22 protein-coding genes and 1 riboswitch are annotated in these 25,994 nt (G+C 70.1%); of the genes, 13 read left to right on the forward strand and 9 right to left on the reverse strand.

The features are described 5' to 3' along the window. Window positions 1-21 precede the first annotated feature (21 nt). From NV348_RS32035 to NV348_RS32050, 4 genes are all read right to left on the reverse strand, one after another. Complete coding sequence (locus tag NV348_RS32035; RefSeq protein WP_447150219.1) at window positions 22-2,046, reverse strand: SDR family oxidoreductase; 2,025 nt, start codon at window positions 2,044-2,046, stop codon at window positions 22-24. A 354-nt stretch (window positions 2,047-2,400) separates the two neighbouring features. Further along, window positions 2,401-4,032, reverse strand: coding sequence for an ABC transporter permease (locus tag NV348_RS32040; protein WP_447150220.1), 1,632 nt, complete (start codon window positions 4,030-4,032; stop codon window positions 2,401-2,403). Continuing rightward, complete coding sequence (locus NV348_RS32045) at window positions 4,029-4,964, reverse strand: ABC transporter ATP-binding protein (protein WP_447150221.1); 936 nt, start codon at window positions 4,962-4,964, stop codon at window positions 4,029-4,031. The genes NV348_RS32040 and NV348_RS32045 overlap by 4 nt, the downstream gene beginning before the upstream one ends. A gap of 3 nt (window positions 4,965-4,967) precedes the next feature. Beyond that, entirely contained in the window at window positions 4,968-5,615 is a 648-nt protein-coding gene (locus NV348_RS32050) for a TetR/AcrR family transcriptional regulator (RefSeq protein ID WP_447150222.1), read from the reverse strand. Between the two features lie 118 nt (window positions 5,616-5,733). On the opposite strand from NV348_RS32050, the gene NV348_RS32055 reads away from it, so the two are divergent. From NV348_RS32055 to NV348_RS32070, 4 genes are all read left to right on the forward strand, one after another. Next, a complete protein-coding gene (locus tag NV348_RS32055; protein ID WP_447150223.1) occupies window positions 5,734-6,315 on the forward strand; it encodes a TetR family transcriptional regulator in 582 nt (193 codons plus the stop codon). After that, window positions 6,312-7,490: an NADH:flavin oxidoreductase gene (locus NV348_RS32060; RefSeq protein ID WP_447150224.1), complete on the forward strand. Its 1,179-nt coding sequence runs from the start codon at window positions 6,312-6,314 to the stop codon at window positions 7,488-7,490. Before NV348_RS32055 ends, NV348_RS32060 begins: the two co-directional genes overlap by 4 nt. Then, the gene (locus tag NV348_RS32065) at window positions 7,487-8,461 is read left to right on the forward strand and encodes an NAD-dependent epimerase/dehydratase family protein (RefSeq protein WP_447150225.1); all 975 of its coding nucleotides are present in this window, start codon (window positions 7,487-7,489) and stop codon (window positions 8,459-8,461) included. Before NV348_RS32060 ends, NV348_RS32065 begins: the two co-directional genes overlap by 4 nt. A 75-nt stretch (window positions 8,462-8,536) precedes the next feature. Further along, window positions 8,537-10,468 carry an acyl-CoA dehydrogenase family protein gene (locus NV348_RS32070; protein WP_447150226.1) on the forward strand — a complete coding sequence of 644 codons (1,932 nt, stop codon included), beginning with the start codon at window positions 8,537-8,539 and terminating at the stop codon, window positions 10,466-10,468. Here the strand turns inward: NV348_RS32070 and NV348_RS32075 are convergent. The 3 genes from NV348_RS32075 to NV348_RS32085 all read right to left on the reverse strand — a co-directional run bounded on the left by NV348_RS32075 (window position 10,465) and on the right by NV348_RS32085 (window position 13,485). Then, complete coding sequence (locus tag NV348_RS32075; protein ID WP_447150227.1) at window positions 10,465-11,073, reverse strand: phosphatase PAP2 family protein; 609 nt, start codon at window positions 11,071-11,073, stop codon at window positions 10,465-10,467. The two genes, NV348_RS32070 and NV348_RS32075, sit on opposite strands and share 4 nt — an antisense overlap. A gap of 32 nt (window positions 11,074-11,105) precedes the next feature. Further along, entirely contained in the window at window positions 11,106-11,984 is an 879-nt protein-coding gene (locus NV348_RS32080; protein WP_447150228.1) for a nuclease-related domain-containing protein, read from the reverse strand. Window positions 11,985-12,096: 112 nt separating this feature from the next. Beyond that, window positions 12,097-13,485 (reverse strand): DUF2252 domain-containing protein, encoded by a 1,389-nt coding sequence (locus NV348_RS32085; RefSeq protein ID WP_447150229.1) that lies wholly within the window; start codon window positions 13,483-13,485, stop codon window positions 12,097-12,099. Between the two features lie 122 nt (window positions 13,486-13,607). Here NV348_RS32085 and NV348_RS32090 point away from each other — a divergent pair, with 122 nt between their 5' ends. From NV348_RS32090 to gcvP, 7 genes are all read left to right on the forward strand, one after another. Further along, entirely contained in the window at window positions 13,608-14,243 is a 636-nt protein-coding gene (locus tag NV348_RS32090; RefSeq protein ID WP_447150230.1) for a CDP-alcohol phosphatidyltransferase family protein, read from the forward strand. A 42-nt stretch (window positions 14,244-14,285) separates the two neighbouring features. After that, window positions 14,286-14,684: a glycine cleavage system protein GcvH gene (gene gcvH / locus NV348_RS32095; RefSeq protein ID WP_447150231.1), complete on the forward strand. Its 399-nt coding sequence runs from the start codon at window positions 14,286-14,288 to the stop codon at window positions 14,682-14,684. A gap of 178 nt (window positions 14,685-14,862) precedes the next feature. Then, window positions 14,863-15,348, forward strand: a complete 486-nt coding sequence (gene odhI / locus NV348_RS32100; RefSeq protein WP_110041099.1) for an oxoglutarate dehydrogenase inhibitor Odhl — start codon at window positions 14,863-14,865, stop codon at window positions 15,346-15,348. A 70-nt stretch (window positions 15,349-15,418) separates the two neighbouring features. After that, a complete protein-coding gene (ftsR, locus tag NV348_RS32105) occupies window positions 15,419-16,210 on the forward strand; it encodes a transcriptional regulator FtsR (RefSeq protein ID WP_447150232.1) in 792 nt (263 codons plus the stop codon). Window positions 16,211-16,364: 154 nt separating this feature from the next. Next, a complete protein-coding gene (locus tag NV348_RS32110) occupies window positions 16,365-16,838 on the forward strand; it encodes a bifunctional nuclease family protein (protein WP_019046780.1) in 474 nt (157 codons plus the stop codon). 169 nt (window positions 16,839-17,007) lie between these two features. Next, the gene (locus NV348_RS32115; RefSeq protein WP_218716388.1) at window positions 17,008-17,565 is read left to right on the forward strand and encodes a MerR family transcriptional regulator; all 558 of its coding nucleotides are present in this window, start codon (window positions 17,008-17,010) and stop codon (window positions 17,563-17,565) included. A 206-nt stretch (window positions 17,566-17,771) separates the two neighbouring features. Continuing rightward, a riboswitch (glycine riboswitch) is annotated at window positions 17,772-17,870 on the forward strand. Between the two features lie 158 nt (window positions 17,871-18,028). Beyond that, window positions 18,029-20,839: an aminomethyl-transferring glycine dehydrogenase gene (gcvP, locus tag NV348_RS32120; RefSeq protein WP_447150233.1), complete on the forward strand. Its 2,811-nt coding sequence runs from the start codon at window positions 18,029-18,031 to the stop codon at window positions 20,837-20,839. A 67-nt stretch (window positions 20,840-20,906) separates the two neighbouring features. Here the strand turns inward: gcvP and NV348_RS32125 are convergent, their stop codons facing one another. After that, window positions 20,907-21,509, reverse strand: a complete 603-nt coding sequence (locus NV348_RS32125; protein ID WP_447150234.1) for a TetR/AcrR family transcriptional regulator — start codon at window positions 21,507-21,509, stop codon at window positions 20,907-20,909. Between the two features lie 73 nt (window positions 21,510-21,582). On the opposite strand from NV348_RS32125, the gene NV348_RS32130 reads away from it, so the two are divergent. After that, window positions 21,583-23,061 carry an ABC-F family ATP-binding cassette domain-containing protein gene (locus NV348_RS32130; protein ID WP_447150235.1) on the forward strand — a complete coding sequence of 493 codons (1,479 nt, stop codon included), beginning with the start codon at window positions 21,583-21,585 and terminating at the stop codon, window positions 23,059-23,061. After that, window positions 23,054-23,902 (forward strand): Vgb family protein, encoded by an 849-nt coding sequence (locus NV348_RS32135; RefSeq protein WP_447150236.1) that lies wholly within the window; start codon window positions 23,054-23,056, stop codon window positions 23,900-23,902. Before NV348_RS32130 ends, NV348_RS32135 begins: the two co-directional genes overlap by 8 nt. A gap of 419 nt (window positions 23,903-24,321) precedes the next feature. On the opposite strand, the gene NV348_RS32140 is transcribed toward NV348_RS32135, so the two are convergent. Beyond that, entirely contained in the window at window positions 24,322-25,989 is a 1,668-nt protein-coding gene (locus NV348_RS32140; RefSeq protein WP_447150237.1) for a VWA domain-containing protein, read from the reverse strand. Window positions 25,990-25,994 lie beyond the last annotated feature (5 nt).

Genomic DNA, 25,994 nt, shown 5'->3' on the forward strand with positions numbered 1-25,994 from the left:
CCCGGTGTCGTCAGCGGGTGCCTACCAGTGCACGCCGGGCAGCATGCGGCTCACCCGGGCCGCCGAGCCCGGCATCACCATCAGTGGGGTGAGCACCGGAGCCAGGACGGTGAGTGCGTTGCGGCTCGGCTCGGCCGGCTCCGCGGGCTCGGGCGCGGGCTCGGCCAGGACCGGCTTTCCCTGTGCGGCAGTGGATTCGCCGAACAGGCGGAAGCCGGTGTGCATGATGCTGCGCTTGAGCGAGGGCAGGAACATCTCGACTGCCTGCGAGAAGGTGCCGACCGGAGTGTCGATCCGGTCGGGCCGTTCCAGCATCGCGCGAACCACGATGCGAGCGGCGCGCTCGGGGTCGGGCAGCGGCAGTGCCCGGTAGAGATCGGTGGGGGCGATCATCGGGGTGCGCACCAGCGGCATCCGGATGGACGTGAAAGAGACACCGGCACCACGGTTCTCGACGGCGGCGATATCGCTGAAGTTGTCCAGCGCCGACTTGCTGGCGGCATAGGCGGCGAAGCGGGGAACCTTGGTCTGCACCGCGATGGAGGAGATATTGACGATGTGGCCGAAGTGCCGCTCCCGCATCGACGGCAGCAGCGCCAGGATCAGCCGCACGGCGCCGAAGTAGTTCACCGCCATCGTGCGCTCGAAGTCGTGCATGCGGTCCACCGAGTTGGCGACCGAGCGACGGATCGACCGGCCCGCGTTGTTGATCAGGTAGTCGACGTGGCCGTGCTCGCTCAGCAGCTGCCGCACGAGGTCGTCGACGGCCGTCGCGTCGGTGATGTCGCACGGGTAGGCGATGGCGGTGCCGCCATTTGCCCGCACGGATTCCGCTGCGGCGGTGAGGTCTTCGACGCCCCGGGCCACCATGAGCACGGTGGCGCCGCGCTCGGCGACCGCGTGCGCCGTGGCCAAACCGATGCCCGAGGACGCGCCGGTGATCAGCACGATCCGGCCCGCGAGCCGGTCGGCGTCGGCCGGGACGCGCCCGCGATGCGGGTCGAGGTTTGCCCGCCAGAAGTCCCACAGCCGCTGGGCGTAGGTGTCGAAGGCCGGGACCGTCAGCCCGGGCAGCTGGGCCCGGGTCGATTCGGCGACGAACTCGGCGGTGAAGCCGACGTGGGGTGCGACCTCGGCGGGAATGCCTGCCTGCTCGAACAGGAAGTCGCGCACCACGTGGGCGCCGGGCACGTGGCCGAGGCCGGACAGCGCGCGGGCACTGCCGGGGACGGTGCCGATCCCCACCGGGCCGCCCGCGGCGGTGGCCAGCGCGCGGTAGATCTCGCCGAAGGGCTGCGGTTGCGGGTTGACCAGGTGGAAGGTGCGCCCGTCGAGCCCGTCCTTGCGCACCAGCCGGATCATCGCCTCGGCGACGTAGTCGACCGGAACGACGTTGGTGGCGCCCAGATCCGGGAGGGGCAAAGGCAATTCGGCGGGCAGCGCCGAGAGGGCGTCGATCGCGGCGAAGAAGTAGTAGGGGCCGTCGATCTTGTCCATCTCGCCGGTGCGCGAATCGCCGACCACGATGGCTGGGCGATACACCCGCCAGCGCACGTCGGTGGTCTCCCGGACCAGCTTCTCGGCGGCGAACTTGGTGCGGTGATACGGCGAGGTCAGGTTCTGGCCGAGGTCGAAATCCTCCTCGAAGAACTTGCCGCGGTGATCGCCCGCCACGGCCACCGAGGACACGTGGTGCAGTACGGCGTCGAGCCTGCGCGCCAGCTCGATCACCGAGCGGGTGCCCGCGACATTGGCCGCGTGCGCGGTCTCCTCGTCGGCGGTCATGTCGTAGACCGCGCCCAGGTGCAGCACGTGGTCGGCGCGCGGCGGTTCGTCGCCGAGGCCGAGACCATCGGCGGTCAGGTCGCCGACCAGCGCGAACACCCGATCACCGTCGGGGTGCTGCGCGGTCAGCGCGGTGAACTTGGCCAGCGATTCGGCACGCACCAGGACGTGCACGATCGCCGTGGGGTCGGCGGCGAGTAGCCCCCGCACCACTCGCCGACCCAGAAATCCGGTACCGCCTGTCACGATGTAGGAAACCATCGCCCCTCCTGAAATTCTCGAAACACGGTGTCGTGCAACAGTGATCCGGCATGCGGCGGTGGATGCGGGCATCAAGTGTCGAAATCCAGCAGCAAAGTGGCTGGAGAGAAACCGGGCACATCGTCGTCCCGGCAGGCACTCACCGTACTCGTCGGTAACCTAGCCGGGCAAGCTCGTGGCGCTCGGTCGCCGTGTGGGAATTGTCACCGATCGTCGCAGGTCAAAGGGTATGTGTGACAGATAATTTCAGTAACTGAGAGTTTCGGACAACTTGTCGCTAACGGGCCGCTCGGCGGCATCGACTGCGTAGCGGCCACCGGGGTGGTGCGCGACGCGCGCCACCCCGGCTCCGGCTCAGCGCAGGTCGCGCCGTCGGAAGGCGGTCAGCCCCACGGCGATTCCCAGCGCCGCGACCAGCAGTAGCCATCCGATCGGGACGATGTCGAACGCCGCGCCCGGCAGCTTCGGCGGATGCACGAACGGCACCAGGTCCATCAGCCACTGCGGGAAGGTGCCCAGTGCGCCGAGCAGCACGATGACGATCATCGCGCTCAGCACCGCCCAGGCCAGTGACGCGTACTTCGGGATCACGCCGAACAGCAGCAGCGCGATCGCGGTGACCACCCAGACGGCGGGCAGCTGCACCGCGACGGCGCTCAGTGATTCGCCGAGTTTGCCGACGATGTCGCCGTCGGTGGCGCCCCAGACGACACCGATACCGAGACCCGCCACCAGCAGCGTGACAGCAGGCCCGGCCAGCGCGAACAGCAGGTGGCTCGCCGCGTACCGCACCCGGCCGACCGCCGCGGCCAGCACGCTTTCGGCGCGGCCGGAGTTCTCCTCCTCGTGCAGACGCAGCACCGCCGACACCGAGTACGCGGCGGCGGCCGCGGCCAGCATGGTGATCGCGTAGGCGATGAACGACTTCTCGAGGTCGGTGGAACCGCCCATCGAGGTGACCAAGTCCTGCAGGGTCCCGCTGTCGTCGAGCATCCCGCCGATGCTGTTCACCGCGCCACCGATCAGCAGACCGTACAGGCCGAAACCGATCGTCCAGGCCAGCATCGACCCCCGCTGCAACCGCCACGCCAGCCCGACCGGACCCGACAGTACGGCACCCGCGACGGCGGGACCGGGACGTTCGGCCAGCAGACCGCCACCGAGATCGCGAGTACGCAGCAGCTGGTAGGCGAGCAGGGTCGCCCCGAGGGCGACGGCGGCCAGCGGCACCAGCACCCACCAGCGTTCCTCCGCGTACGGGCGGATCTGCAGACACCAGCCCACCGGCGAGAACCACGACAGCACACCGTTTCCGGCGTCGCCGACCGCGCGCACCGCGAACGCGGCGCCCAGCGCGCCCAGCGCGACACCGCGTGCGATCCGCGCGCCGTTGCTCAGCTGCGCGGCCGCCGCGGCCACCGCGGCCCAGACGACGCCCGACGCGGCCAGCGCCGCGCCCCAGGCCACCGACCCCGCGACCGGCAGATCCGTCGCGAGCAGCGAAGCGGTGCAGGCGATTCCGGCCACCGCCGATGCGCCGACGGTCAGCAGCAGCGCACCGGTGAGGCTGGCGAAACGGCCGATGCTGGTGGCACCGACGAGTTCCGCGCGCCCGGTCTCCTCCTCGACCCTGGTGTGCCGGATGACCGTCAGCACGGCGGCGATGGCGATCATCGAATACATCGCCCCGGCCTTCCAGGTGCCGATGGATCCGAGCGAGGAGTTGAACACGGGACCGTACATGGCCAGCAGCGCCGGGCTGGCCGCCGTGGTCGCGGCGAAACTGTCGAGCTGCTGCTGGGTGGAGTAGAGGTCCTTGATCGAGACGATCTGCACTGCGGGCATCAGCCCGATCAGCAGTGACCACAGTGGCGCGATGATCCGGTCGCGGCGCAGGTACAGGCGCAGCATCTGGCCGGTGCCCGCGAATTCCCCTGCGGTGCTGCTGGTTCCGAGAAACCCGGGGGAGACTGCGATGGTGGTCATGCCCGCACCTTCTCCCCGGTGGTCGCGTCGTCGGCCTCGACGTGGTAGTGCCGCAGGAACAGATCCTCGAGCGTCGGCGGTGCGCTGGTGAGGCTGCGTACGCCCGCGTCGCCCAGTACCCGGATCAGCTGGCCGAGGTGGTCGGCGTCGACCTGGCAGCGCAGCGTCGAGCCGTCGCGTTCGACGTCCTCGACACCGGGCAGCGCGCCGACATCGCCCGGGTCGCCGATCAATTCGGCCGTGATCGCGGTGCGGCTCAGGTGCCGGAGCTGGTCGAGCGAACCGGATTCGACCGTGCGGCCCGCGCGGATGATCGTCACCCGATCGCAGAGATGCTCGACCTCGGACAGGATGTGACTCGACAGCAGCACCGTCGCGCCGCGGGCGGCGGCCTCGCGCACACAGCCCTGGAAGATCTTCTCCATCAGCGGGTCCAGGCCCGAGGTCGGCTCGTCGAGGATCAGCAGATCGGCGTTCGCCGAAAAGGCCGACACGAGCGCGACTTTCTGCCGGTTGCCCTTGGAGTAGGTGCGGGCCTTCTTGGTCGGGTCCAGCTCGAACCGCTCGATCAATTCGGCGCGGCGGGTCTCGTCGAGGCCGCCGCGCATCCGGGCGAGCAGATCGATCGTCTCGCCGCCCGACAGCGACGGCCAGAGCGTGACATCGCCTGGCACATAGGCGATCCGCTGGTGCAGGGCGACCGCGTCGGTCCACGGGTCGCGGCCGAACAACGCCGCCGCGCCGCCGGAGGCGCGCAGGACGCCGAGCAGGACCCGGATCGTGGTGGATTTGCCTGCGCCGTTGGGGCCGAGGAAACCGTGGATCTCGCCGGGACCGACCTGTAGGTCCAGTCCGTCGAGCGCGGCGAATCGGCCGAAAGTCTTCCGCAGGCCATGGGCTTCGATGACCCGATCGGTGGTGGGGGAGGGCATCGTCTACTCCTCGATGAGGCTGTCGAGCAGAGTCGAATCGGTCAGCATGCCTTGGGTGTAGAGCTCGAGTGCCGGGAAGGTGGTCAGGTCCGACAGATCCCGGATCGCCTTGCGGTAGTCGAGCTTTCCCTCGCGCTGCATTCGCATCTGCAGATAGAGGTTGGTGGCTCCGACGTGGCAGAGCACGATGTATCTGGCCCGGGCCGCAGGGTCGCGGCTGGGTTTGAGCCGGCCCGCCTCGACGGCGGCCTGCATGTACTCCTGTGCGTCGGCGACCATGTGCTCGAGCAGCGATTCGGCCAGCGAGCCGCCGGCCTGGAAGCTGCGCAGCATGTAGGCGACCAGCGGGGCGTACATCTCGATCTCGGCCAGTGCGGTGAGCATGGCGGCGGCACCCTGCGAGCGGATGACGCGGAGCTTCTCGTCGCGGATGAGCTCGAGCACGCGATCGTCGCAGGCGGCCCGCAGGCCGTCCTTGGAACCGAAGTGATGGTTCACCAGGCCGGGTGAGACGCCGGCCGCCGCCGCGATCGCCCGGACACCGACGCCGAAACCCTGTTCGCCGAACAGGTCGATCGCGGTATCGCGAATGCGGGCCATGGTCGTCAGATCGGCGGCGGATCCTTGCGGTACGGGCTGTTGGCTGAACACATGTTCAAGATACTAAACGCTCGTTCAATCCGCGATCAAGCGTTTTCCGTGGGCGATTTGTCAATCATTGTTTGAAATAATGATTGAAGCAGTGATGGAAATCTGGTTGACTGCCGGTATGGCATCAATCGGTACGAAGGCCCGCGACGCGCGCTCGGTGGAGACGCGGGAGCGGCTGCTCGCCGCCGCGGAGGAACTGCTGCTGGCGCAGCCCTCGGTGGAGGTCTCGGTGCGGGCGGTGTGCGCGGCCGCCGAGACCAATCCGGCGGCGGTGCACTATCACTTCGGCAGCAAGGACGCGCTGGTCGCCGCGCTGCTCGAGGACCGGCTGGCGCCGTTGTGGGCCGAACAGCTCGGCGCGGCGGCACGGCGGGAGGCCGAGCTCGCCGAGGTGGTGGACGCGGTGATCGGGCCGCTGGCGGAGCTGGCCGCGCAGCCGCACGGCCGGCTGTACCTGCGGTTGCTCGCGGAGCTGGTGCTCGGCCGGCGAGAAGTGGGCTGGACGGGAGACTGGTTCCAGCTCGACACCTGGGTCGGGTTCCTCCCTGAGCTGGATCCCGCCGAGGCGCAGCGGCGCTGGCTGCTCGCGTTCGAGGTGCTGATCATGCGCTTCGGCGCGGGGCACCCGCCGTCGGCGGGCACCGTCGGCACGCTGCGCGATTTCGTGCTGGCCGGACTCGCGGGGCCGGGTGCGCGATGACCGACATCTTCGCTCCGGCGACCCTCGGCCCGATCACCCTGCGCAACCGCGTGATCAAGGCCGCCACCTTCGAAGGCCGGACACCGGACGCACTGGTCACCGACGACCTGGTGGAGTTCCACCGCCGCATCGCCGCCGGCGGTGTCGGGCTGTCCACGGTCGCCTACTGCGCGGTGGCGCCCGAGGGCCGTACCGACCGGCATCAGATCTGGATGCGACCCGACGCGGTACCGGGGCTGCGGCGGCTCACCGACGCGATCCACGCCGAGGGCGCCGCGGCCTCGGCACAGATCGGGCACGCCGGGCCGGTGGCCAACGCCGCGTCCAATGGCGTGCCCGCGCTCTCCCCGAGCAGGCTGTTCTCCCCGCTCGGGATGAGTATGACCCGGCGCCCCGACGCCGACGGGATCGCGGAGCTGGTCGCCGCGCACGTGCGCAGCGCGCTGCTGGCCGAGGAGGCCGGGTTCGACGCGGTGGAAATCCACTTCGGCCACAACTATCTGGTGAGCGCCTTCCTGAGCCCGCTGCTCAACCGGCGCCGCGACGGCTACGGTGGCAGCCTGGTCAACCGGGCGCGACTGGCCAGGGAGATCGCCGAGGGGGTGGCAGGCGCGGTCGGTGGCCGCCTGGCCGTGCTGGCCAAGCTCAATATGGACGACGGGGTCGCCGGTGGCCTGCGGCCGGCCGAGTCCGTGCAGGTCGCGCAGCTGCTGGAAGCCGACGGGACGCTCGACGCGCTCGAGCTGACGGCGGGCAGCTCGCTGCTCAACCCCATGCTGTACTTCCACGGCGACGCGCCCCGGCGGGCCTTCGCCCGCGCCTTCCGGCCACCACTGAGCTGGGGGCTGCGCGTAGCCGGGCCGGTATTTCTGCGCGAATACCCGTACCGCAGCGCCTACCTGCTCGACCGTGCCCGGCTGTTCCGCTCGGCACTGCGCATGCCACTCGTCCTGCTCGGGGGCATCACCGACTACGACGGCATGCGGCTCGCCCGCACCGAGGGCTTCGAGTTCGTCGCGATGGGCCGGGCGCTGCTGTGCGAACCCGACCTGCCCCGCCGGATCGCGGCCGAGACCACGACCACCGCCGCCTGCACGCACTGCAACGAGTGCATGCCGACCATCTTCACCGGCACCCGCTGTGTGCTGCCGATCGCCGAGGGAACCCGATCGTGAGAATCGCCGTCACCGGAGGCACCGGTTATCTCGGCGCGCCCACGGTCGCCGCCCTGCTCGCGGACGGCCACGAGATCAAGCTGCTGGTCCACCCCGGCGAATCACTGGACCGATGGTGGCCGGAGTTCGCGCAGGACCGCGACCGCATCACCGTCCTGCGCGGCGACCTGCGCGACAGCGACACGATCACCGCGCTGCTCGACGGCTGTGCCGCGGTGCTGCACGCGGCAGGCATCGTGGCCACCGACGACCGCCGCGAACCGTTGATGTGGCAGGTCAATGTCGACGCCACCGCCGAGATCCTGTGCCGTGCGGCCCTGGCCGGACTCGACCCCATCGTGCACGTGGCCAGCTACAGCGCGCTGTTCCCGTGCCCGGACCCGGTCATGACCCCGGACAGTCCCACCGCGACGGGGCGCAGCGCCTACGGTCGCACCAAGTCCGCCGCCGACCGGGTCGCGCGGGCCCTGCAGCGCAGTGGCGCACCGGTGGTGATCACCTATCCCTCGAGTGTGATCGGACCGGGTCTCGCCGGCACGCGTGGCATCACCGAGCGCGGCTGGAACACCATGCTGCGCAGTGGATTCGCGCCCCGGCTCGACGGCGGGATGGCGATGATCGACGTCCGCGACGTGGCCGAGCTGCACGCGGCGGCGATGGTCCCCGGTCAGGGTCCGCGTCGGTATCTGTGTGGCGGGCACCAGGTCCCGTTCGACGCGGCCATCGACCTGCTCGCCGCCGCTTCCGGGCGCCGGATCCGCCGGATTCCGGTGCGCCCCGGCATGTTCCGGGCGCTGGGCCGAGCCGCCGATGTCGCCTCGCGGTTCGTCGAGGTCGACGCCGCGTTCGGTTACGAGGCGGCGTGGCTGCTCACTGCCGACACCCCGACCGACGACTCGGCCGCGCTGACCGAGCTCGGACTGACCTGGCGGCCCACCGCGGCGTCGATGCGGGACATGTTCACCGGCTGAGGGCGGGGCGTGGGCGCGATGTGAGGGAGAACGCGAATCCGCCGCCGGGCACTGTCCACGGATTATGGTCGAAACATGGCTACCGGCACATCGACGACGGCAGAACATCTCCGCGCAGCGCTGGACGGACCGTGGCGCGCGGTCAGAGACCAGGCTCGAGTCCAGCTCGCCGACGACCGCTTCATCGGCGATCCCGAACTCGACATCCACGCCGCCAGGGCCCGCGTGCTCGACCAGATGCGGGTCATCGCGACCATGGGCTATCCCGATCGCGGATTCCGCACCGAGAACGGCGGCACCGGCGACCCGGGCGGAGCCGTGATCGGCCTGGAGATGCTGGCCTACGCCGACCTCTCGCTGTGGGTGAAATCCGGTGTGCAGTGGGGACTGTTCGGCGGCGCCGTGGAGAACCTGGGCACCGAACGGCACCGCGAGTACATCAAGCGGCTGATCTCCCTCGACCTGCTCGGCTGCTTCGCGATGACCGAGTCCGGCCACGGCAGCGATGTCGCCAATCTGGAGACCACGGCCACCTACGACCCGGCCACCCAGGAATTCGTGATCCACACCCCGACCCCGTCGGCGCGCAAGGACTACATCGGCGGCGCGGCGGTGCACGCGCGCATGGCCGCGGTGTTCGCGCAGCTGATCACCGGCGGCGAGAGCAAGGGCGTGCACTGCCTGCTCGTCCCGATCCGCGACGAACTCGGCGCCGACCTGCCCGGTGTGACCACCTACGACGACGGTCTCAAGGGCGGACTGCCCGGCGTGGACAACGGCCGCATCGTGTTCGACCAGGTCCGGGTGCCCAGGGAGAACCTGCTCAATCGCTACGCCGACGTCGAGCCCGACGGCACCTACTCGTCGGAGATCGAGAACCCCAGCCGCCGCTTCTTCACCACCCTGGGCACGTTGGTGCGCGGGCGGGTCAGTGTCGGCGGCGCGGCCGCGGCGGGCGCGCGCGTGGCGCTGAGCATCGCGGTGCGCTACGCGCTGGCCCGGCGCCAGTTCGCCGACCCCGACACCGGCGCGGAAACGCTGCTGATGGACTACCGCAGCCATCAGCGCAGGCTGCTGCCGCTGGTCGCCAAGTCCTTCGCGCTGGCCTTCGCCCAGAACGACCTGGTGCGCCGGATGGATCTGGTGCAGAGCGGCCGCGACGTCGAGCCCGGCGCCCAGCGCGCGCTGGAGAAGCGCGCCGCCGGCTTCAAGGTCGCGCAGACCCGGCACGCCACCCGGGCCATCCAGGAATGTCGCGAAGCCTGCGGGGGTGCGGGATATCTCACCGAGAATCGGCTCGTCACGCTCAAGGCCGACACCGATGTGTTCACCACCTTCGAAGGTGACAATGTCGTCCTCACCCAGCTCGTCGCCAAGGAACTGCTCACCGCCTACTCCGACGAGGTCCGCGACCTCGACGCACTGGGCTGGGTGAAGTTCGCCGCCACCATGGCCGGCGACGTGGTACGCAAGCGATCCGGCGTGCGCCAGCTGATCCAGACCCTGCGTGACCGCTCCGACGAGTCCGTCGACGAGGGCGACCTGTCCAAGCGCTCGGTGCAGCTGCAGCTGTTCGCCGACCGCGAGGACTACCTGCTGCGGACCGCCGCCCACCGGCTGCGCGCCCGGGCCGCCGACACCGGCCCGTTCGAAGCGTTCAACAACGCCCAGGACCACATCCTCGCCGCCGGCGCCGCGCACATCGACCGGCTGGTGCTCGAGGAATTCGTCGACGGGATCGCCGCCATCGATGACCCCGACGCCAAGGCGCTCGCCGAAACCGTCTGCGACCTCTACGTGTACGCGACGCTGGAGGAGAACCTGTCCTGGTACATCATGCACCGGTTCATGTCGGTGGAGCGGGCCAAGGCGGTGCGCCGCGGCGTGAACGAACTCGTCGACCGGTTGCGTCCGGACGCGCTCACGCTGGTCGAGGCGATGGGCGTGCCGGAGAGCATGCTGCGCGCCGAAATGCTGTCCGACGCCAGCGTTTTCGACCGGTCCTAACCCACCCTGGCGCGCAGCGTCCCGGCGAGCCAGCACAGGGTCAGCGCCATCGAGGCCGCCGCTGCCGCCCCACCGAGGACATCGGTGGGGCGGTGGTAGCCGAGTTCGACCATGCCGGGGATGATCGCGACGATCGCGAGGACGGTGAGCGCCGCGACCGCGATCCGCGCTGTGAGAGTTGTCACCAGACACGCGAAAGTCGTTGCGACAGCGACCAAATGGACAGTATGGCCGCTCGGATAGGCCAGGTAGTCGTGCATCTGCCTGTCCCACAGCGGTTTCAGCACCACCGTGTTGATCGCCAGCGCGAGCTCGGGAACCACCAGCATGGTGAGTGCCGCCCACCACCGGCGCCGCACCGCGAACCAGCCGACCGCCGCCAGCAACAGGACGAGCACGACCGGCGCGTTGCTCGGCGCGACCAGCACCTCGGCGAGGCCGGGGGAGACCACCTCGGCGATCGGGTCGGCGACGGCCGAGTCCAGTCCGGAGGGTCCGTCATCGGCGGGGAAGGTGAGCGGAAGCGCGGCGGTGAGCACGGCGCCCGCCCCGATGGCCGTCGCACGGATGACGGTGGCGGTCCGCGGGGAAACGTGGTCGATCACCGACGCGACGATAGCCGTCGCGTGGCGATGTCTCAGGCCGGGCCGTAGGTGAGCACCGCGGTCACCACGAACCACAGCACCCACGCGATCGCCACGATCATGCCGATCGCCAGGGTGATCCGCAGGAACGCGCGACCGAAGTCCAGGTCGCCGCCGACGCGCGGGTAGAGCTTCCACGGGCTGTACCAGGGCGCCACCAGGCCACGCGAGGCCAGCTCGCGCTCGAGTTGGGCCTGTTCCTCGGCGTACTGCTCGGCCTGGGCCTGGGTGGGGCCGCCGTGCCACAACGTCACATCGATCGGGCCGAGGAAACCCTCGTTGAGCAGGTCCTGCGGGGCGGGCAGGTACGGCAGGATGCCCAGGCCGCGGAACGCGATGGCTATGTCGTTGGCCGTCCAGAGATTGTGTTCCTTGGCGGCCAGCATCTCGAAGTACTGCTCGAGCCGGTGCGGATCGTCGGTGACTATCACATCGAAGCTCGGATCGTTCCAGCCCTGGTGCACGTCGATCTGCGCGCCCGGCTGCGGCACGATCACACCGAGCCCGTGCACCGCCCGCTGGCCGAGTCCGCGCGCGGCGAGATAGTCCTGCAGGGCGAAGGTGTGTTCCCGTGAGCGCTCCAGCGGCGTCGACTTTTCCCCGCCGGTGAACTGGGCGAGCTCACCGGAGACCATCCACGGGCCGTTGAGCGGGATCTCCAGCACACCGTCCTGCGGCACGGCGAAGGTCTCGGCCTCGATGATCACGCAACTGGTCGGCGTCCACACCACCGCGTCGAGCTGGTGCAGGCGGTCGTTGTGGAACAGGCCGCAGTTGATCGTGGCGACGCCGTGCGGGCTGGCCGGATCCTTCCACGTGCGCAGCCAATCGATCAGTGCCAGCTCGGCATCGGTGCCTGCCGCATTCTGCACGCGCACGAGCATGGAGTCCGCCCTTCTGGGTCGTTGGCGCCGCGGGCCGAGAACCGTTGGCGTACATCGTAGCTCGACAACCGGTGGATGCCCGGCAGGATGCCGCTGGTGTTCAGCTCGGTTCGGCGGCGATCCGGCCCGCCGCGACGGCCGCGACCAGCTCGGCGTGATCGGCCTCGGTCCGGTCGGCATAACGTACCGCGTAGGCGGCCACCGCCTCGTCGAACGCCTCGTCGTCGGCCTCGAAATAGCCGGCCAGGGTGCGCGGGTCCAGCGAGCGCGAGTGCGCCCTGGCCAGCAGTGCGCCCGCGAGCCTGCCGTAGTCGTCGAGGTCGTCGGCGGAGAGCCCGGCCGGGTCGATGCTGCCCTTGAGATTGCGGAACTGGCGGACGATGAACGGCAGCGGCTCGTCCAGGTCGACGGTGGTCCAGCCGAGCAGGATGTCGGTCTCGGACTGCACGCTGCGCGCGCCCGCCGCGATCCGCTCGCCTTCGTGGCGTGCCGCGACCGGCGGCAGGAAGGGCGCCAGCGCGGACGGCCTGGCCTGCTTGACCTGCAGCACCAGCGACTCGCCGTCGTTGCCGTGCAGCAGCGCCACATAGCTGTGCAGGCCGACACTGCCGGTGCCGACGATCCGGAACGCCACATCCGAGACCGCGAAGCGCGCCAGCAGGGCGCGACGCGACTCGCGGATGGTGCTCGCGTACCGCTCCAGGCCGTCGATCACAGCGTCGGCGACCGCGGCGTCGACCGGGGTCAGGATCGGCGGATCGCTGACGAAGCGGTGCTTGCGGATGCCGGTCTCGTGATCGTCGAGGTGCTCGGTCCACTTCGCCACGACCTTGGCGCTGGTGTTCTTGCGGGCCTTCTTGGCGGCCTTCTTGAAGTCGTCGATCAGGTCGTCGGCCTTGGCCTTGCCCAGGATCGACTCGTCGGGCAGCGCGGTCCAGGACTGCATGAACGGCATCTCGGCGAGCTCGGCGGCGGTCTGCCGGTAGAAACGGGCGGCGTCGCGCGCGGCCCGCACGCAGTCGTCCTCGGCGGCGCCGCTCTCGCGCCCGGCCAGGACCAGGCTGGCGGCCAGCCGCTCCAGGTCCCATTCCCAGGGCCCGAGCACGGTCTCGTCGAAATCGTTGATGTCCATGACGATCTCGCCGCGCTGGGTGCCGTAGAGGCCGAAGTTGGCGGCGTGGGCATCGCCGCAGATCTGGGCGGCCAGTCCGCTGTCGGGACCCGCGGCCAGGTCGGCCGCCATCAGCCCGGCGGCGCCACGGAAGAAGGTGAACGGGGACGCGGCCATCCGGCCGATCCGCAGGGGGACCAGCCGCTCGATCCGGCCCCGGTTGCTCGCCTCGACGAACTCGAGCACGGTCGGCCGGTCGGGGCTCGCGACGGCCCGGTCGCGCGTATCGACCGGCACGCGCTCGCGCGCGGCGCGGCCGCGCTCGCGAGCGTCCTCGGCGGAAACGTAGGAGCGCAGATCTGGACCACTGTCGGACACAACTGCCCAGGCTAGCGGGTCGGGGGACCGTGGGCATCGCGACCGCGCGGCAACCGGACACGCCCGAGGGTTTTCGGCGTGGCCGGATGGCGCGAGCGGGGGTCGGTGCGGTATGCAGGGGCGTGGCAACCGAATCGGGAACGCCGGGCACCAACGACACCGAAACCGGTGGCGTGTTCAGCGACCGCATCCTGACCGTGCCCAACGTGCTGAGCCTGCTCCGGCTGATCGGTATCCCGATATTCCTGTGGTTGATGCTGGTCCGCCACGCGGACGGCTGGGCGTTCACGCTGCTGATCGCGAGCGGTGTCACCGATTTCCTCGACGGCAAACTGGCCCGCCTGCTCGACCAGTCCTCCCGGCTGGGCGCGCTGCTCGATCCGCTAGTGGACCGGTTATACCTCGTGACGACGCTCGTGGCGTTCGTCGCACGCGGCCTGATCCCGTGGTGGATCGCCGTGATCCTGATCGGTCGCGATCTGGTACTCACCGTGACCCTGTCGGTATACAAGCGCCGTGACCTGCCCGCCCCCGAGGTGATCTACCTGGGCAAGGCGGCCACCTTCGCGCTGATGTCGGCCCTGCCGTGGCTGCTCACGGGGGAGATGGACTGGGCAGGGGCAGGTTTCGGCTGGGCATTCGGCTGGGCACTGCTGATCTGGGGCACCGCGCTCTACGTCTGGACGGGGGTGCTCTACGCGGGGCTGGCGGTCGCGGTCGCGCGATCGATACCGCCTGTGCCGCACCGCGGGAGCTAGTCGATACTGTTGCGTGCAACGTTGACGACGAAAGGACGTCCTGTGACCCGGACCCCTGAGGATCTGCGCTACACCGAGGAGCACGAATGGGTGCGGCGGACCGGCCCCACGGCGGTTCGTGTCGGCATCACCGACTACGCCCAGTCACAGCTGGGTGACGTCGTGTTCGTACAGCTGCCCGACGTCGACAAGGACGTGACCGCGGGTGAGAGCGTCGCCGAGGTCGAGTCGACCAAGAGCGTGTCCGACATCTACGCCCCGCTGAGCGGCAAAGTCGTTGCGGTGAACGAGGATCTGGTCTCGGCACCGGAGACGCTCAACAGCGATCCGTACGACGAGGGCTGGCTGTTCGAACTCGCCTTCGACGACGCGGCCACCCTCGATTCCGCACTCGGTGAACTGCTGGATGCGGCGGGTTATCAAGGAGTTATCGGGGGCTGAGTAAGCCTTCACAGTTCTCCCTGCACGGGCACGCCCCGGCAGGGTACGGTCAAAGCCAAGCGGATACGTCGGGGAATCGACGCCGGGAATTTTTTCCTGGCGATGTGATCGCGCCGGTCGTGTCGCCGAATACAGCACCTGCTTGCATGGATAATCAGGTTCGAGGAGGAGAGAAACGGTGAGCGAGAACAGGGACCCGGGTTACGGGGAGACCGCGGCCGAGACGACGTCGGTCTTCCGCGCGGACTTCCTCAACGAGGTCGACGCGTCGCGCTCCGGAGAGCCGACCGGCGAACAGCCGGTGCAGGGCGTCGAGGGCCTGCCGGTCGGCGCGGCCCTCCTGGTGGTCAAGCGCGGCCCGAACGCGGGCTCGCGCTTCCTGCTGGATCAGCCGACCACCTCGGCCGGTCGCCATCCCGACAGTGACATCTTTCTCGACGACGTCACCGTCAGCCGCCGGCACGCGGAGTTCCGCCAGGACGACGACTCGTTCCAGGTCGTCGATGTGGGCAGCCTCAACGGCACCTACGTCAATCGGGAGCCGGTGGACTCCTCGGAGCTGCAGAACGGCGACGAGGTCCAGATCGGCAAGTTCCGGCTGGTCTTCCTGACCGGTCCGCGCGCGCAGGCGAACGAGTCGGCGTCGGGCGCGGGGTCGCGATGACCCCTACGGTGCTGGTGTCCGTGCGGGGCGCAGTGCTGTGACGGGGGCGGCGCAGTGGGCGCGCGGAGGAATGTCGATCGGCTCCGTGCTCGACCTGCTGCGACCAGATTTTCCTGACATCACCATCTCGAAGATCCGGTTCCTCGAATCCGAGGGCCTGATCCGGCCGGAACGAACGCCGTCGGGGTACCGGCGGTTCTCGGTGGCCGATTACGAACGGCTGCGCTTCGTACTGACCGCGCAACGCGATCAGTACCTGCCGCTGAAGGTGATCAAGGAGCAGCTCGAAGCGATCGACAGTGGTGCGGCGACCCTGGGCGTGCGTGAAGCGCGCGCCAGGGCGCACTCCCGCCACAGCGCCGCGGAGGCCGGGCAGTCGCTGTCCGGCTCCGCGCGCGCGGACACCGACGGCGAGCCCAGTCCGGCCCAGCCCCGCAGGCTCGGTGTCGTTCCCGGCGAGATCACGCCGGACGAATTGCGCTTCGACGTCGGGGTCCGGCTCACTCGGGGCGATCTGCTCGCCAAAGCGGGCATCGACGACCGTTTTCTCGACGACCTGCTGCGCGCCGGACTGATCGTCCCCGGTGCGGGCGGCTTCTTCGAATCCGACGCGGTGACGCTGGCCCGCGCGGCCAAGTCGATGGCCGAATTCGGGCTGGAGGCCCGGCATCTGCGCGCGTTCAAGCTGGCCGCCGATCGCGAGGCGGCCCTGGTCGCCCAGATCGCCGCGCCGATCGCCAAGAGCCGCGACGCCGACGCGCGCGCCCGCGCCGAGGAGACCGTCCGCGAACTGGCGGCATTGTCGCTGAATCTGCACGCGGCACTGGTGAAGGCGGCCGTGCGGGCCGCCCTCGGTAACTGACACACCCGAGCGCCGGATCGGGTATCACCCCGGCAACACGCCGATTTCGGCTCGGGCGTCCTCGTTGCACCGCCCGGAATTCGCCTAGACTCGTGTGTACGGCGAGCTGGGCAGTGCTCCTGCCGGCCGGCGGCGAGTATGGGAGGCAGACTTCATGAGCGAGATGCGCGTCATCGGCATCCGTGTCGAGCAGCCACAGAACCAGCCCGTGCTGCTGCTGCGGGAGGCGGCGGGCGAGCGCTACCTGCCGATCTGGATCGGGCAGGCCGAGGCCACCGCGATCGTGCTCGAGCAGGAGGGCGTCACGCCGATCCGTCCGCTCACTCACGATCTGATCAAGATTCTGATCACCGAGCTCGGGCATACCCTCAAGGAAGTGCGGATCGTCGATCTGCAGGAGGGCACCTTCTACGCCGATCTGGTCTTCGACGGCGACCTGCGGGTCTCGGCGCGGCCGTCGGACTCGGTGGCCATCGCGCTGCGCGTCGGCTGCCCGATCTTCGCCGAGGAACCGGTACTCGCCGAGGCCGGGCTGGTGATGCCCGACGAGCGCGAGGACGAGGTGGAGAAGTTCAAGGAATTCCTCGAGTCCGTCTCACCCGACGACTTCAAAGCCACGGACAGCTGATTCACATCCCGATCTTCTAGACCTGAAGTAGAGGTCGAGGGAATCGCCGCGCGCGGTGCTTGGTGCGACAACGGTGCAGGTCCGACAATGGCAGGAGTAACCTCGAAAGTCGGGCAACATCCGTCGTGACTCCGGTACTCGAGAACGTCGGCAGAGCAAGGAGTGGTCAGTGGAAGAGCAATCGCAGGATGTGGTGCAGCCTGGCTTGTTCCCGGACGACTCGGTTCCGGACGATCTGGTCGGCTACCGGGTGCCGAGCGCGTGTCAGGTCGCGGGCATCACCTACCGTCAGCTCGACTACTGGGCACGGACCGGGCTGGTCGTACCGTCGATCCGTGGCGCCGCCGGGTCGGGTAGCCAGCGGCTGTACTCGTTCAAGGACATCCTGGTCCTCAAGATCGTGAAGCGGCTGCTGGACGCGGGCGTCTCTTTACAGAACATCCGGATCGCCGTCGATCATCTGCGCAGCCGCGGCGTGCAGGATCTGGCCGGGATCACGCTCTTCTCCGACGGGACCACGGTGTACGAGTGCACCTCGCCCGAGGAGGTCGTCGATTTACTGCAGGGCGGGCAGGGTGTCTTCGGGATCGCGGTCAGCGGCGCCATGCGGGAACTGACCGGCGCGATCGCCGACTTCCCGGCCGAGCGGGCCACCGAGATCACCGATCGACCCGAGGACGAACTGTCCTACCGCCGCAAGGTGCGGGAGAACCGCAAGACCGGTTAGTGACGAGCGCTTGGTCCGCCACCCCGCGTTTTCGGGGCGGACTCAGGCGCGGGCCAGCGAGCGCACGCGGCCGGCGGTGATGTGGGTGCGGGTTCGATGTTCCCGGTGAGTTACCCATGCGCTTGCGTGATCGTGGCTTGCGTGACGAGCACTACATCGTGTGCGTGACAGCGGTGGTTCGCCGTGCCATTAGACTGGGTGAGCGTCGCCGCCGTGCGGGAGAGTCTTGGGTTCGTAGAGTCCGGGCGCCGAAGGAGCAGCACCTCCCCGTCAATCTCTCAGGCAACAGGGACCGCACGGTGATTCGACGCCTCTGGAAAGCGGTGGCTTCAGGCTGCCCGCCCACGGGGAAAGGGGCACGGCCGTCCGCGGTCGGGTCACCGAATCTCTCAGGCGCCACGACAGAGGGGGAGGGCTGGTACCCGTCGACCACCTGGTCGACCCGCCCGACCTTGGAGCTGCCGTGACCCGTTCGTTCGCCGACCGCCACATCGGACCCGATTCCGACGAACTCGCCCGGATCCTCGCGACCGTCGGCGTCGAGTCCCTCGACGCGCTCGCGACCACGGCGCTGCCCGCGACCATCCTCGACGAGTCCGGTCTCGGCGCCCTGCCCGCGCCCGGCACCGAGCACGAGGTGCTCGCCGAACTGGCCGCGCTGGCGCACTCCAACACCGTCGCCACCTCGATGATCGGCCTGGGCTACTACGACACGCTCACCCCGCCGGTGCTGGTGCGCAACCTGCTGGAGAACCCGGCGTGGTACACCGCTTACACCCCGTACCAGCCCGAGATCAGCCAGGGCCGCCTCGAGGCGCTGCTCAACTTCCAGACCATGGTGTCGGATCTGACCGGCATGGACGTCGCCAACGCCTCCATGCTCGACGAGGCCACCGCCGCCGCCGAGGCGATGACGCTGCTGCGCCGCGCGGGCAAGTCCACGTCGAACCGGCTGCTCCTCGACGCCGACCTGTTCCCGCAGACCAAGACCATCATCGGCACCAGGGCCGAGCCGCTGGGCATCGAACTTGTCGAGGCCGACCTGTCGACCGGCGTGCTGCCCGACGGTGATTTCTTCGGCGTCATCGTGCAGACCCCGGGTGCGTCCGGCCGGATCGCCGACTGGACCGCGCTGTTCAGTGCCGCCCACGAGCGCGGCGCGCTGGTCGCCGCGGGCGCCGACCTGCTGGCCCTGACCCTGATCACCCCGCCCGGCGAGCAGGGCGCCGACGTGTGCTTCGGCACCACCCAGCGTTTCGGCGTGCCGATGGGCTTCGGCGGCCCGCATGCCGGCTACCTCGCCGTGCGCACCACCTTCGCCCGGCAGCTGCCCGGCCGGCTGGTCGGCGTGTCGGTCGACGCCGACGGCGCCCCCGCCTACCGCCTGGCCCTGCAGACGCGGGAGCAGCACATCCGCCGTGAGAAGGCCACCTCCAACATCTGTACCGCGCAGGTGCTGCTGGCCATCGTCGCCGCCATGTACGCCAGCTACCACGGTGCGAACGGGCTGCGCGCCATCGCCCGCCGGGTGCACGCGCACGCGGCGGCCGTGGCGTCCGGGATCGGCGCGGCGCTGGTGCACGACACCTTCTTCGACACCGTGCTGGCACACGTGCCCGGCGGCGCGGAAGCCGTTGTCGCCAAGGCGAAGTCGCAGGGAATCAACCTGCGCCTGGTCGACGCCGACCACGTCGCGATCGCCTGCGACGAGGCCACCACCGACGCGCACGTGGCCGCCGTCGTCGAATCCTTCGGCACCGCACAGGCCCCCGACGCGAGCAGCAGTGTCCAGCCCACCGCGATCGAGACCCGCACCTCGGACTACCTGACGCATCCGGCGTTCACCCGCCACCACACCGAGACCGCCATGCTGCGCTACCTGCGTTCGCTGTCGGACAAGGACATCGCGTTGGACCGCAGCATGATTCCGCTCGGTTCCTGCACCATGAAGCTCAACGCGACCGCCGAGATGGAGGCCATTACCTGGCCCGGCTTCGCCCGCCTGCACCCGTTCGCGCCCACCGAGGACGTGCCCGGCATCCTGAAGCTGATCGGCGACCTGGAGCAGTGGCTGTCGGAGATCACCGGCTACGACGCGGTGAGCCTGCAGCCCAACGCCGGCAGCCAGGGCGAGTACGCGGGCCTGCTGGCGATCCGCCGCTACCACCTCGATCGCGGCGACGACCACCGTGACACCTGCCTGATCCCGTCCAGCGCGCACGGCACCAACGCGGCCTCGGCGGCCATGGTCGGCATGCGGGTCGAGGTGGTCAAATGCCGCGAGAACGGCGATGTCGACCTCGACGACCTGCGCGCCAAGATCGCCGACCACGCCGACCGGCTGGCCTGCATCATGATCACCTACCCGTCCACCCACGGCGTGTACGAGCACGAGGTCGCCGAGCTGTGCGCGCTCGTGCACGACGCCGGCGGTCAGGTCTACGTCGACGGTGCCAACCTCAACGCTCTGGTCGGCCTGGCCCGTCCGGGCCGCTTCGGCGGCGACGTCAGCCACCTGAACCTGCACAAGACCTTCTGCATCCCGCACGGTGGCGGCGGTCCCGGTGTCGGCCCGGTGGCGGTGCGCTCGCACCTGGCCCAGTACCTGCCCGGCGACCCGCGCGAAGCGGGCTCGCACGCGGTGTCGGCGGCGAACTACGGCTCGGCCTCGATCCTGCCGATCACCTGGGCCTACATCCGGATGATGGGCGCGCAGGGCCTGCGCGCGGCGACGCTGACCGCGATCGCCTCGGCCAACTACATCGCCCGCCGCCTCGACGCCTACTTCCCGGTGCTCTACACCGGCGAGAACGGCATGGTCGCCCACGAGTGCATCCTCGATCTGCGCGAGATCACCAAGCAGACCGGTGTCACCGTCGACGACGTGGCCAAGCGCCTGGCCGACTACGGCTTCCACGCCCCCACCATGAGCTTCCCGGTGGCGGGCACCCTGATGGTGGAGCCCACCGAGAGCGAGAACCTCGAGGAACTCGACGAGTTCATCGCGGCCATGATCGCCATCCGCGGCGAGATCGATCAGGTCGGCGCCGGCGTGTGGCCGGTGACCGACAACCCGCTGCGCGGCGCACCGCACACCGCGGCGAGCCTGGTCGGCGAGTGGGATCACCCCTACAGCCGCGAGGTCGCGGTCTACCCGCGCGGCATCGGGCACACCCGCCCGAAGGTGTGGCCGTCGGTGCGTCGCATCGACGGCGCGTTCGGTGACCGCAACCTGGTCTGCTCGTGCCCGCCGCTGGACGCGTACGAGGGCTGATAACTCCGGAAACGGGCCCCGCCGACACCGTTCGGCGGGGCCCGTGTCGTCTGTACCGGTTCGGGGACTATTCGGGTGCCGCGGCCAGCAGGCCCGATCGGGCGAGCACGACCGCCGCGTCGGCGGCCTGGCGCGCGTGCGCGGCCGTCACCGGCTCGTGGGTGACGAACAGCCGGTGGAACAGGGGCGCCACCGCGAACCGGACGACCTCGGTCCCGGCCACCTCGGATGCGAGTTCGCCTCGCGCGACCGCCCGATCGATGATGACCGCCGCCTCCCGGTGCCGGGCCGCGTAGAACGTCCGCAGGGCGTCTGCAGCCACCGGGTTCTGCATGCCCGCGATGACGAAAGCTGTTGCCACCGTTCCTGATTCGTGATCGGTGAAACCGGTGCGCAGCAGCTCGGCGAGCGCGCGCAGGTCGCCGGTGAGGCTGCCGGTGTCCGGGATCGCCCACGAGCGACCCGCGGCCCGGTCGAGTGCGTCGGCGACCAGGCCCTCGGGGCTCCGCCAGCGCCGGTAGACGGTGGTCTTGTGCACCCCCGCTCGCTGTGCGACAGCGTCGACGGTCAGACCCTGGTAGCCGTGCTCGGCGAGCTCGGCCGTCGTCGCATCGAGGACGGCTTCCCGCACTCGCGCGCTTCGCCCACCGGGGCGCCGTTGCGGTTCCAAAATCAACTCCTGTTGCGTTAGTTGGCGGAGGTTTGTACATTTAAAGCTACACAAGTTGCGATTGGAGCGCTGTTTGACCACTCAACTGACCTTGCGGGGCGTGTCGAAGTCCTACGCGGACCTGCCGGTGCTGGACGCGGTCACCGCGACCATCCGGCCCGGTGAGCGGGTCGGCATCGTCGGGGAGAACGGATCAGGGAAGTCGACATTGCTGCGGCTGCTGGCCGGGGCCGAGCATGCCGACGCCGGATCGATCAGCGTCACCGCCGACGGTGGCGTCGGCCACCTCGCGCAAACCCTGTCCGGCGACACCGTCGAGGCGGCCGTCGAAGCGGCGCTGGCGGAGCTACGCGGGCTCGAGCGCGACATGCAGGCCGCCGCCGAGGCGCAGGACATGGAGCGCTACGGCGAACTGCTCACCCGCTTCGAGGCGCGCGACGGCTACGCGGCCGACGCCAGGGTGGAGGCATCGACGCACGGGCTCGGGCTGGCCGGGATCGACCGGTCGCGGCGGCTGGACAGTCTCTCGGGCGGCGAGCGGGCCCGGCTCGGCCTGGCCTGCCTGCTCGCCGCCTCGCCGGAGGTGCTGCTGCTCGACGAGCCCACCAATCACCTCGACGAGAGCGCGCTGTCCTGGCTCGAGGAGCGGCTGCGCACCCACCGCGGCACGGTCGTCCTGGTCTCGCACGACCGGATCTTTCTCGACCGCGTGGCGACCGCGATCATCGAGGTGGCCGACCGGGGCCTGACCCGGTTCGGCGGCGGCTACAGCGGGTTCCTGTCCGAGAAGGCGGCGGCGCGGGTGCGCTGGGAGCAGGCATACGCGCAGTGGCGCACCGAGATCGGGCGCTTGGAGGAGTTCGCGACCACGACCGCCCTGCAGGTGGCGCACGGCCGGGCGATGACGGACAACAACAAGATGGCCTACGACCGCAACGCCGGCCGGGTCCAGAGTTCGGTCGCGTCCCGGGTGCGCCGGACTGCCGAGCGCCTGCGCCGGTTGCGGGAGCACCCGGTGCCCTGCCCGCCCGAACCACTGCGGTTCCGCGGACGGTTCGCGACGGCCGGGTCGGCGGCGGAATTCACCATCGGTCCCGTGACGCTGGGCGCCCGGGGACGGCTGCTCATCCACGGTCCCAACGGCGCGGGAAAGTCGACGTTGCTCGACGCGATCCACGCGGGGGCGCCGGGCCGGGTGGGATACCTGCGTCAGGAGGAACGCTTCGATCCGGACCGCAGCGTCACCGAGGCCTACGGTTTCGGCCGGGCCGCGCTGCTGGCGACCGGGCTGTTCGCGCCGGAACTGCTGGATCGTCCCGTCGGCAGCTTGTCGGAGGGGCAGCGGCGCAGGCTGTCCCTGGCGCGGGTGCTCGCGGGCGAACACGATCTACTGCTGCTCGACGAGCCCACCAACCACCTGTCGCTCACGGTGGTCGACGAGATCGAACGCGCGCTGCACGACTACCGGGGCGCGGTGGTCGTGGTCTCGCACGACCGGGCGCTGCGTCGGCGATTCCGGGGAATACAGAAGGGAATTCAGGACTTTGGCTGACATCGTGCAGGTGATCGAGGTGCCGGGCGCGCCGTACGGGGTGACGGTCGGGCCCGACGACGCGCTGTGGTTCACGCTCGTCGCCCACGGCGCTATCGGCCGCTACGCCGAGGGCGACATACGGATCTTTCCGCTCGATCCGGCCGACGGGCAACCGACGGTGATCGTGACCGGACCGGATGCGGCGTTGTGGTTCACCGAATTCCAGGGCGGCTGGCTCGGTCGCCGCACCCTCGACGGCGCCGTCACGAGCATCGCGCTGGACGGACCCTACGGCGTGTGCGCCGGACCCGACGGGGCACTCTGGTTCACCGCGTTGCAGGCCGGCCGGGTGGGGCGGCTCGGCGCCGACGGCACCGTCGAGCACGTCGACGTCGACGGGATGCCGTCGATGATCACCGCGGGACCCGATGGCGCGCTGTGGTTCACGGTGAACCAGGGCAATGCGATCGGCCGGGTCGACCGTGACCTCACCCTCACCCGGTTCCCGCTGCCGACGCCCGGCGCCGCCCCGGTAGGGATCACCGCCGGACCCGACGACGCGCTGTGGTTCACCGAGATCGGGGCGGGCGCCATCGGGCGCATCGGGACCGATGGGACGATCACCGAATTCGCGCTGCCCGACCCGGCGGCGCGCCCGCACGCGATCGTCGCCGGACGTGACGGCGCGCTGTGGTTCACCGAATGGGCGAGCGGAAAGCTCGGCCGGATCAGCACCGAGGGCGAGATCGACCACCTGACCTTGCCCGGGGCCGAACCGCACGGGCTCACCGCCGACGCGCGCGGCCACCTCTGGATCGCGATGGAATCCGGTGCGCTGGTGGAGGTCTCACCCGGCTGAGGACCGCAACCGCGCGAGCAGCGCGCGCAGCCCGGGGCGCGGTCGGTGCCGCCGCCGCATCGATCGCGCCCAGCGGTATCTCCAGCATCCGCAGCAGATAGCCGTCACCGGTCACCACCCCGGTGTCGGCGAAACCGAACGCCGCCAGCAGGCGGGCGACGCCGGTTCCGGTGTGCTCGGTCTGCGCGTAGACCCGGGTGGTCGGCCGGGCCGGGTCGGCGGCGCGGAGGTCGAGCAGGACCTCGGCGAGGTGATCGATGGAGATCTGCGAGATGGTCAGCGGGCTGGCGCCGATCGTCTCCCCGCCGCGGATCGGCCGAACGCAGTGGGTTGCGGGTACCCGGTGGTGCGTGGGTTCACACCACCGATCCCCGCCCGCGCGAACGAATGCTGTTGTCCGCGCGGCCGTTTGCGGAGGGTCAGGGCGTGGTGAGCGCCTTCACGACGGCGGTGCCGAAGCCGAGGTCGTTGCTCGTCGGCACCCGGGTGTAGGTACCGCCGGTCTGCTGCGCGAGGGTCTGCAGGGTCTGGGTGCCCTGGCCGCCGACCACTACGACGTCGATCCGGACGGGCTTGCCCGCGGTCGTCGCGGCGGTGATCTCGTTGACCAGGGCCGTACCGGTGAGCGTCGAGTCGTCGTCGGGTCCGTCGGTGATGACCAGAATCGAGTTGGTGCGGCCGGGGGAGTAGGCGGCGACCGCGGCACGGTAGGCGGCGAGCAGGCTCGGGTAGGCCTGATCGGTCGTGCTCTGGGTCGCCTTGGTGCTGGTGACCGCCGACCCGACAGCAGTGCGCTGGGTGTCGGTCAGCAGGCCGGTGGGGACCTGCACCTGGTACGGGGTGGTGCCGTCGAGGTTCTTGCCGAAGGTCCACAGCCCGAGGCCGAAGTCCGGCGGCATCACCGTCAGCGTCGAGGCGAGCGCCGCGCCCGCGTTCGCGAGGCGGGTCCTCGATCCGTCGGTGGTGCCCATCGACGACGACACGTCGAGCAGCACCGTCGCGTTCACCCCGAGCACCGGGTTGGCCAGGGTGTTCTGCACCTTCTGCAGCGCCGCCTTGTCCGGGTTCGGCGGTGCGGATCCGATGGCCGGGCCGAAGCCGTCGGTGGCCAGCGCGGCCGCCTGCTCCGGGGCGCGCAGGAAGTCGATGAAGCGGGAGGCGATGAGGTTCTGGGTCTTGTCGACCCACGGGCCAGACAGCAGCGCGGCGGGGTAGTCCGCGAGCGGCGCGGTGCCGACGGGCCGGAACGCGGTCAGGCCGCCGGTGCCGAGCTGCTGGGCGGTCGCGGCGACGGCGTGCACCTCGTCGGCGGTGGGGTCGGCGGTGATCGCGGCCATCGCGGTCATCAGGTCGGCGGGGGTCTGGGCGCTCGCGGCCAGTCCGGAGATCGCGGCGACGACCTGGCCGGAAGCGGCGGCCTGCGCGGTCAGCGGCTCGGTTCCCGAGACCGCGGCCCCGATCGAAGCGGCCGCCGCGGTGGTGGCATCGCCCGCGGGTAGCGCCATTCGCAGGCCACCCCAGCCGGTCAGGCCGAGCTCGTCGAGCGAGCCCTGCTGCAGGCGCGGCAGATCGGACCAGGCGATCTGATGCTGTTCGAGGGCTTGGCGCAGCGCGTCGGGCACGGCGAGCACGATCGGGCTGGTGGCGATGGAGGCGGGCGTGCCCTCGATCAAGCCGGGCACCCGCACCAGCTCGATCGACCGGGTCGAATCGGCGATCCACAGTCCCGGCTCGGGGCCCAGCGCCGGGTCCCACGTGCCGGGATCGGCCAGCCCCGCGACCAGGGCGGCCGACGGCCGGGCCGACACCTTCACCTGGGCGCAGTGATCGCGCACCCGCGGCTTGGTCGCGTTGTAGCGATCGGCGGCGGCGCGCACCGGGCCCGCGATCGCCGGATCGACGGTCACGTCCAGCGTCGCCGGTCCCTCGACACATTCGGCGGCCGCCGCGACGTCGGTGCTCGCGGCGCGATCGCTGAGCTGGAACCAGGCGAACACGGCCACGATCACCAGCACGAGTACCGATGCCGCGATAACCGGACCTTTGCTGATACTTCGAGATCTGGTCCCGCTGCGATGAGTACCCACGTGGC

It is taken from the genome of Nocardia fodinahabitans, from assembly GCF_052983615.1.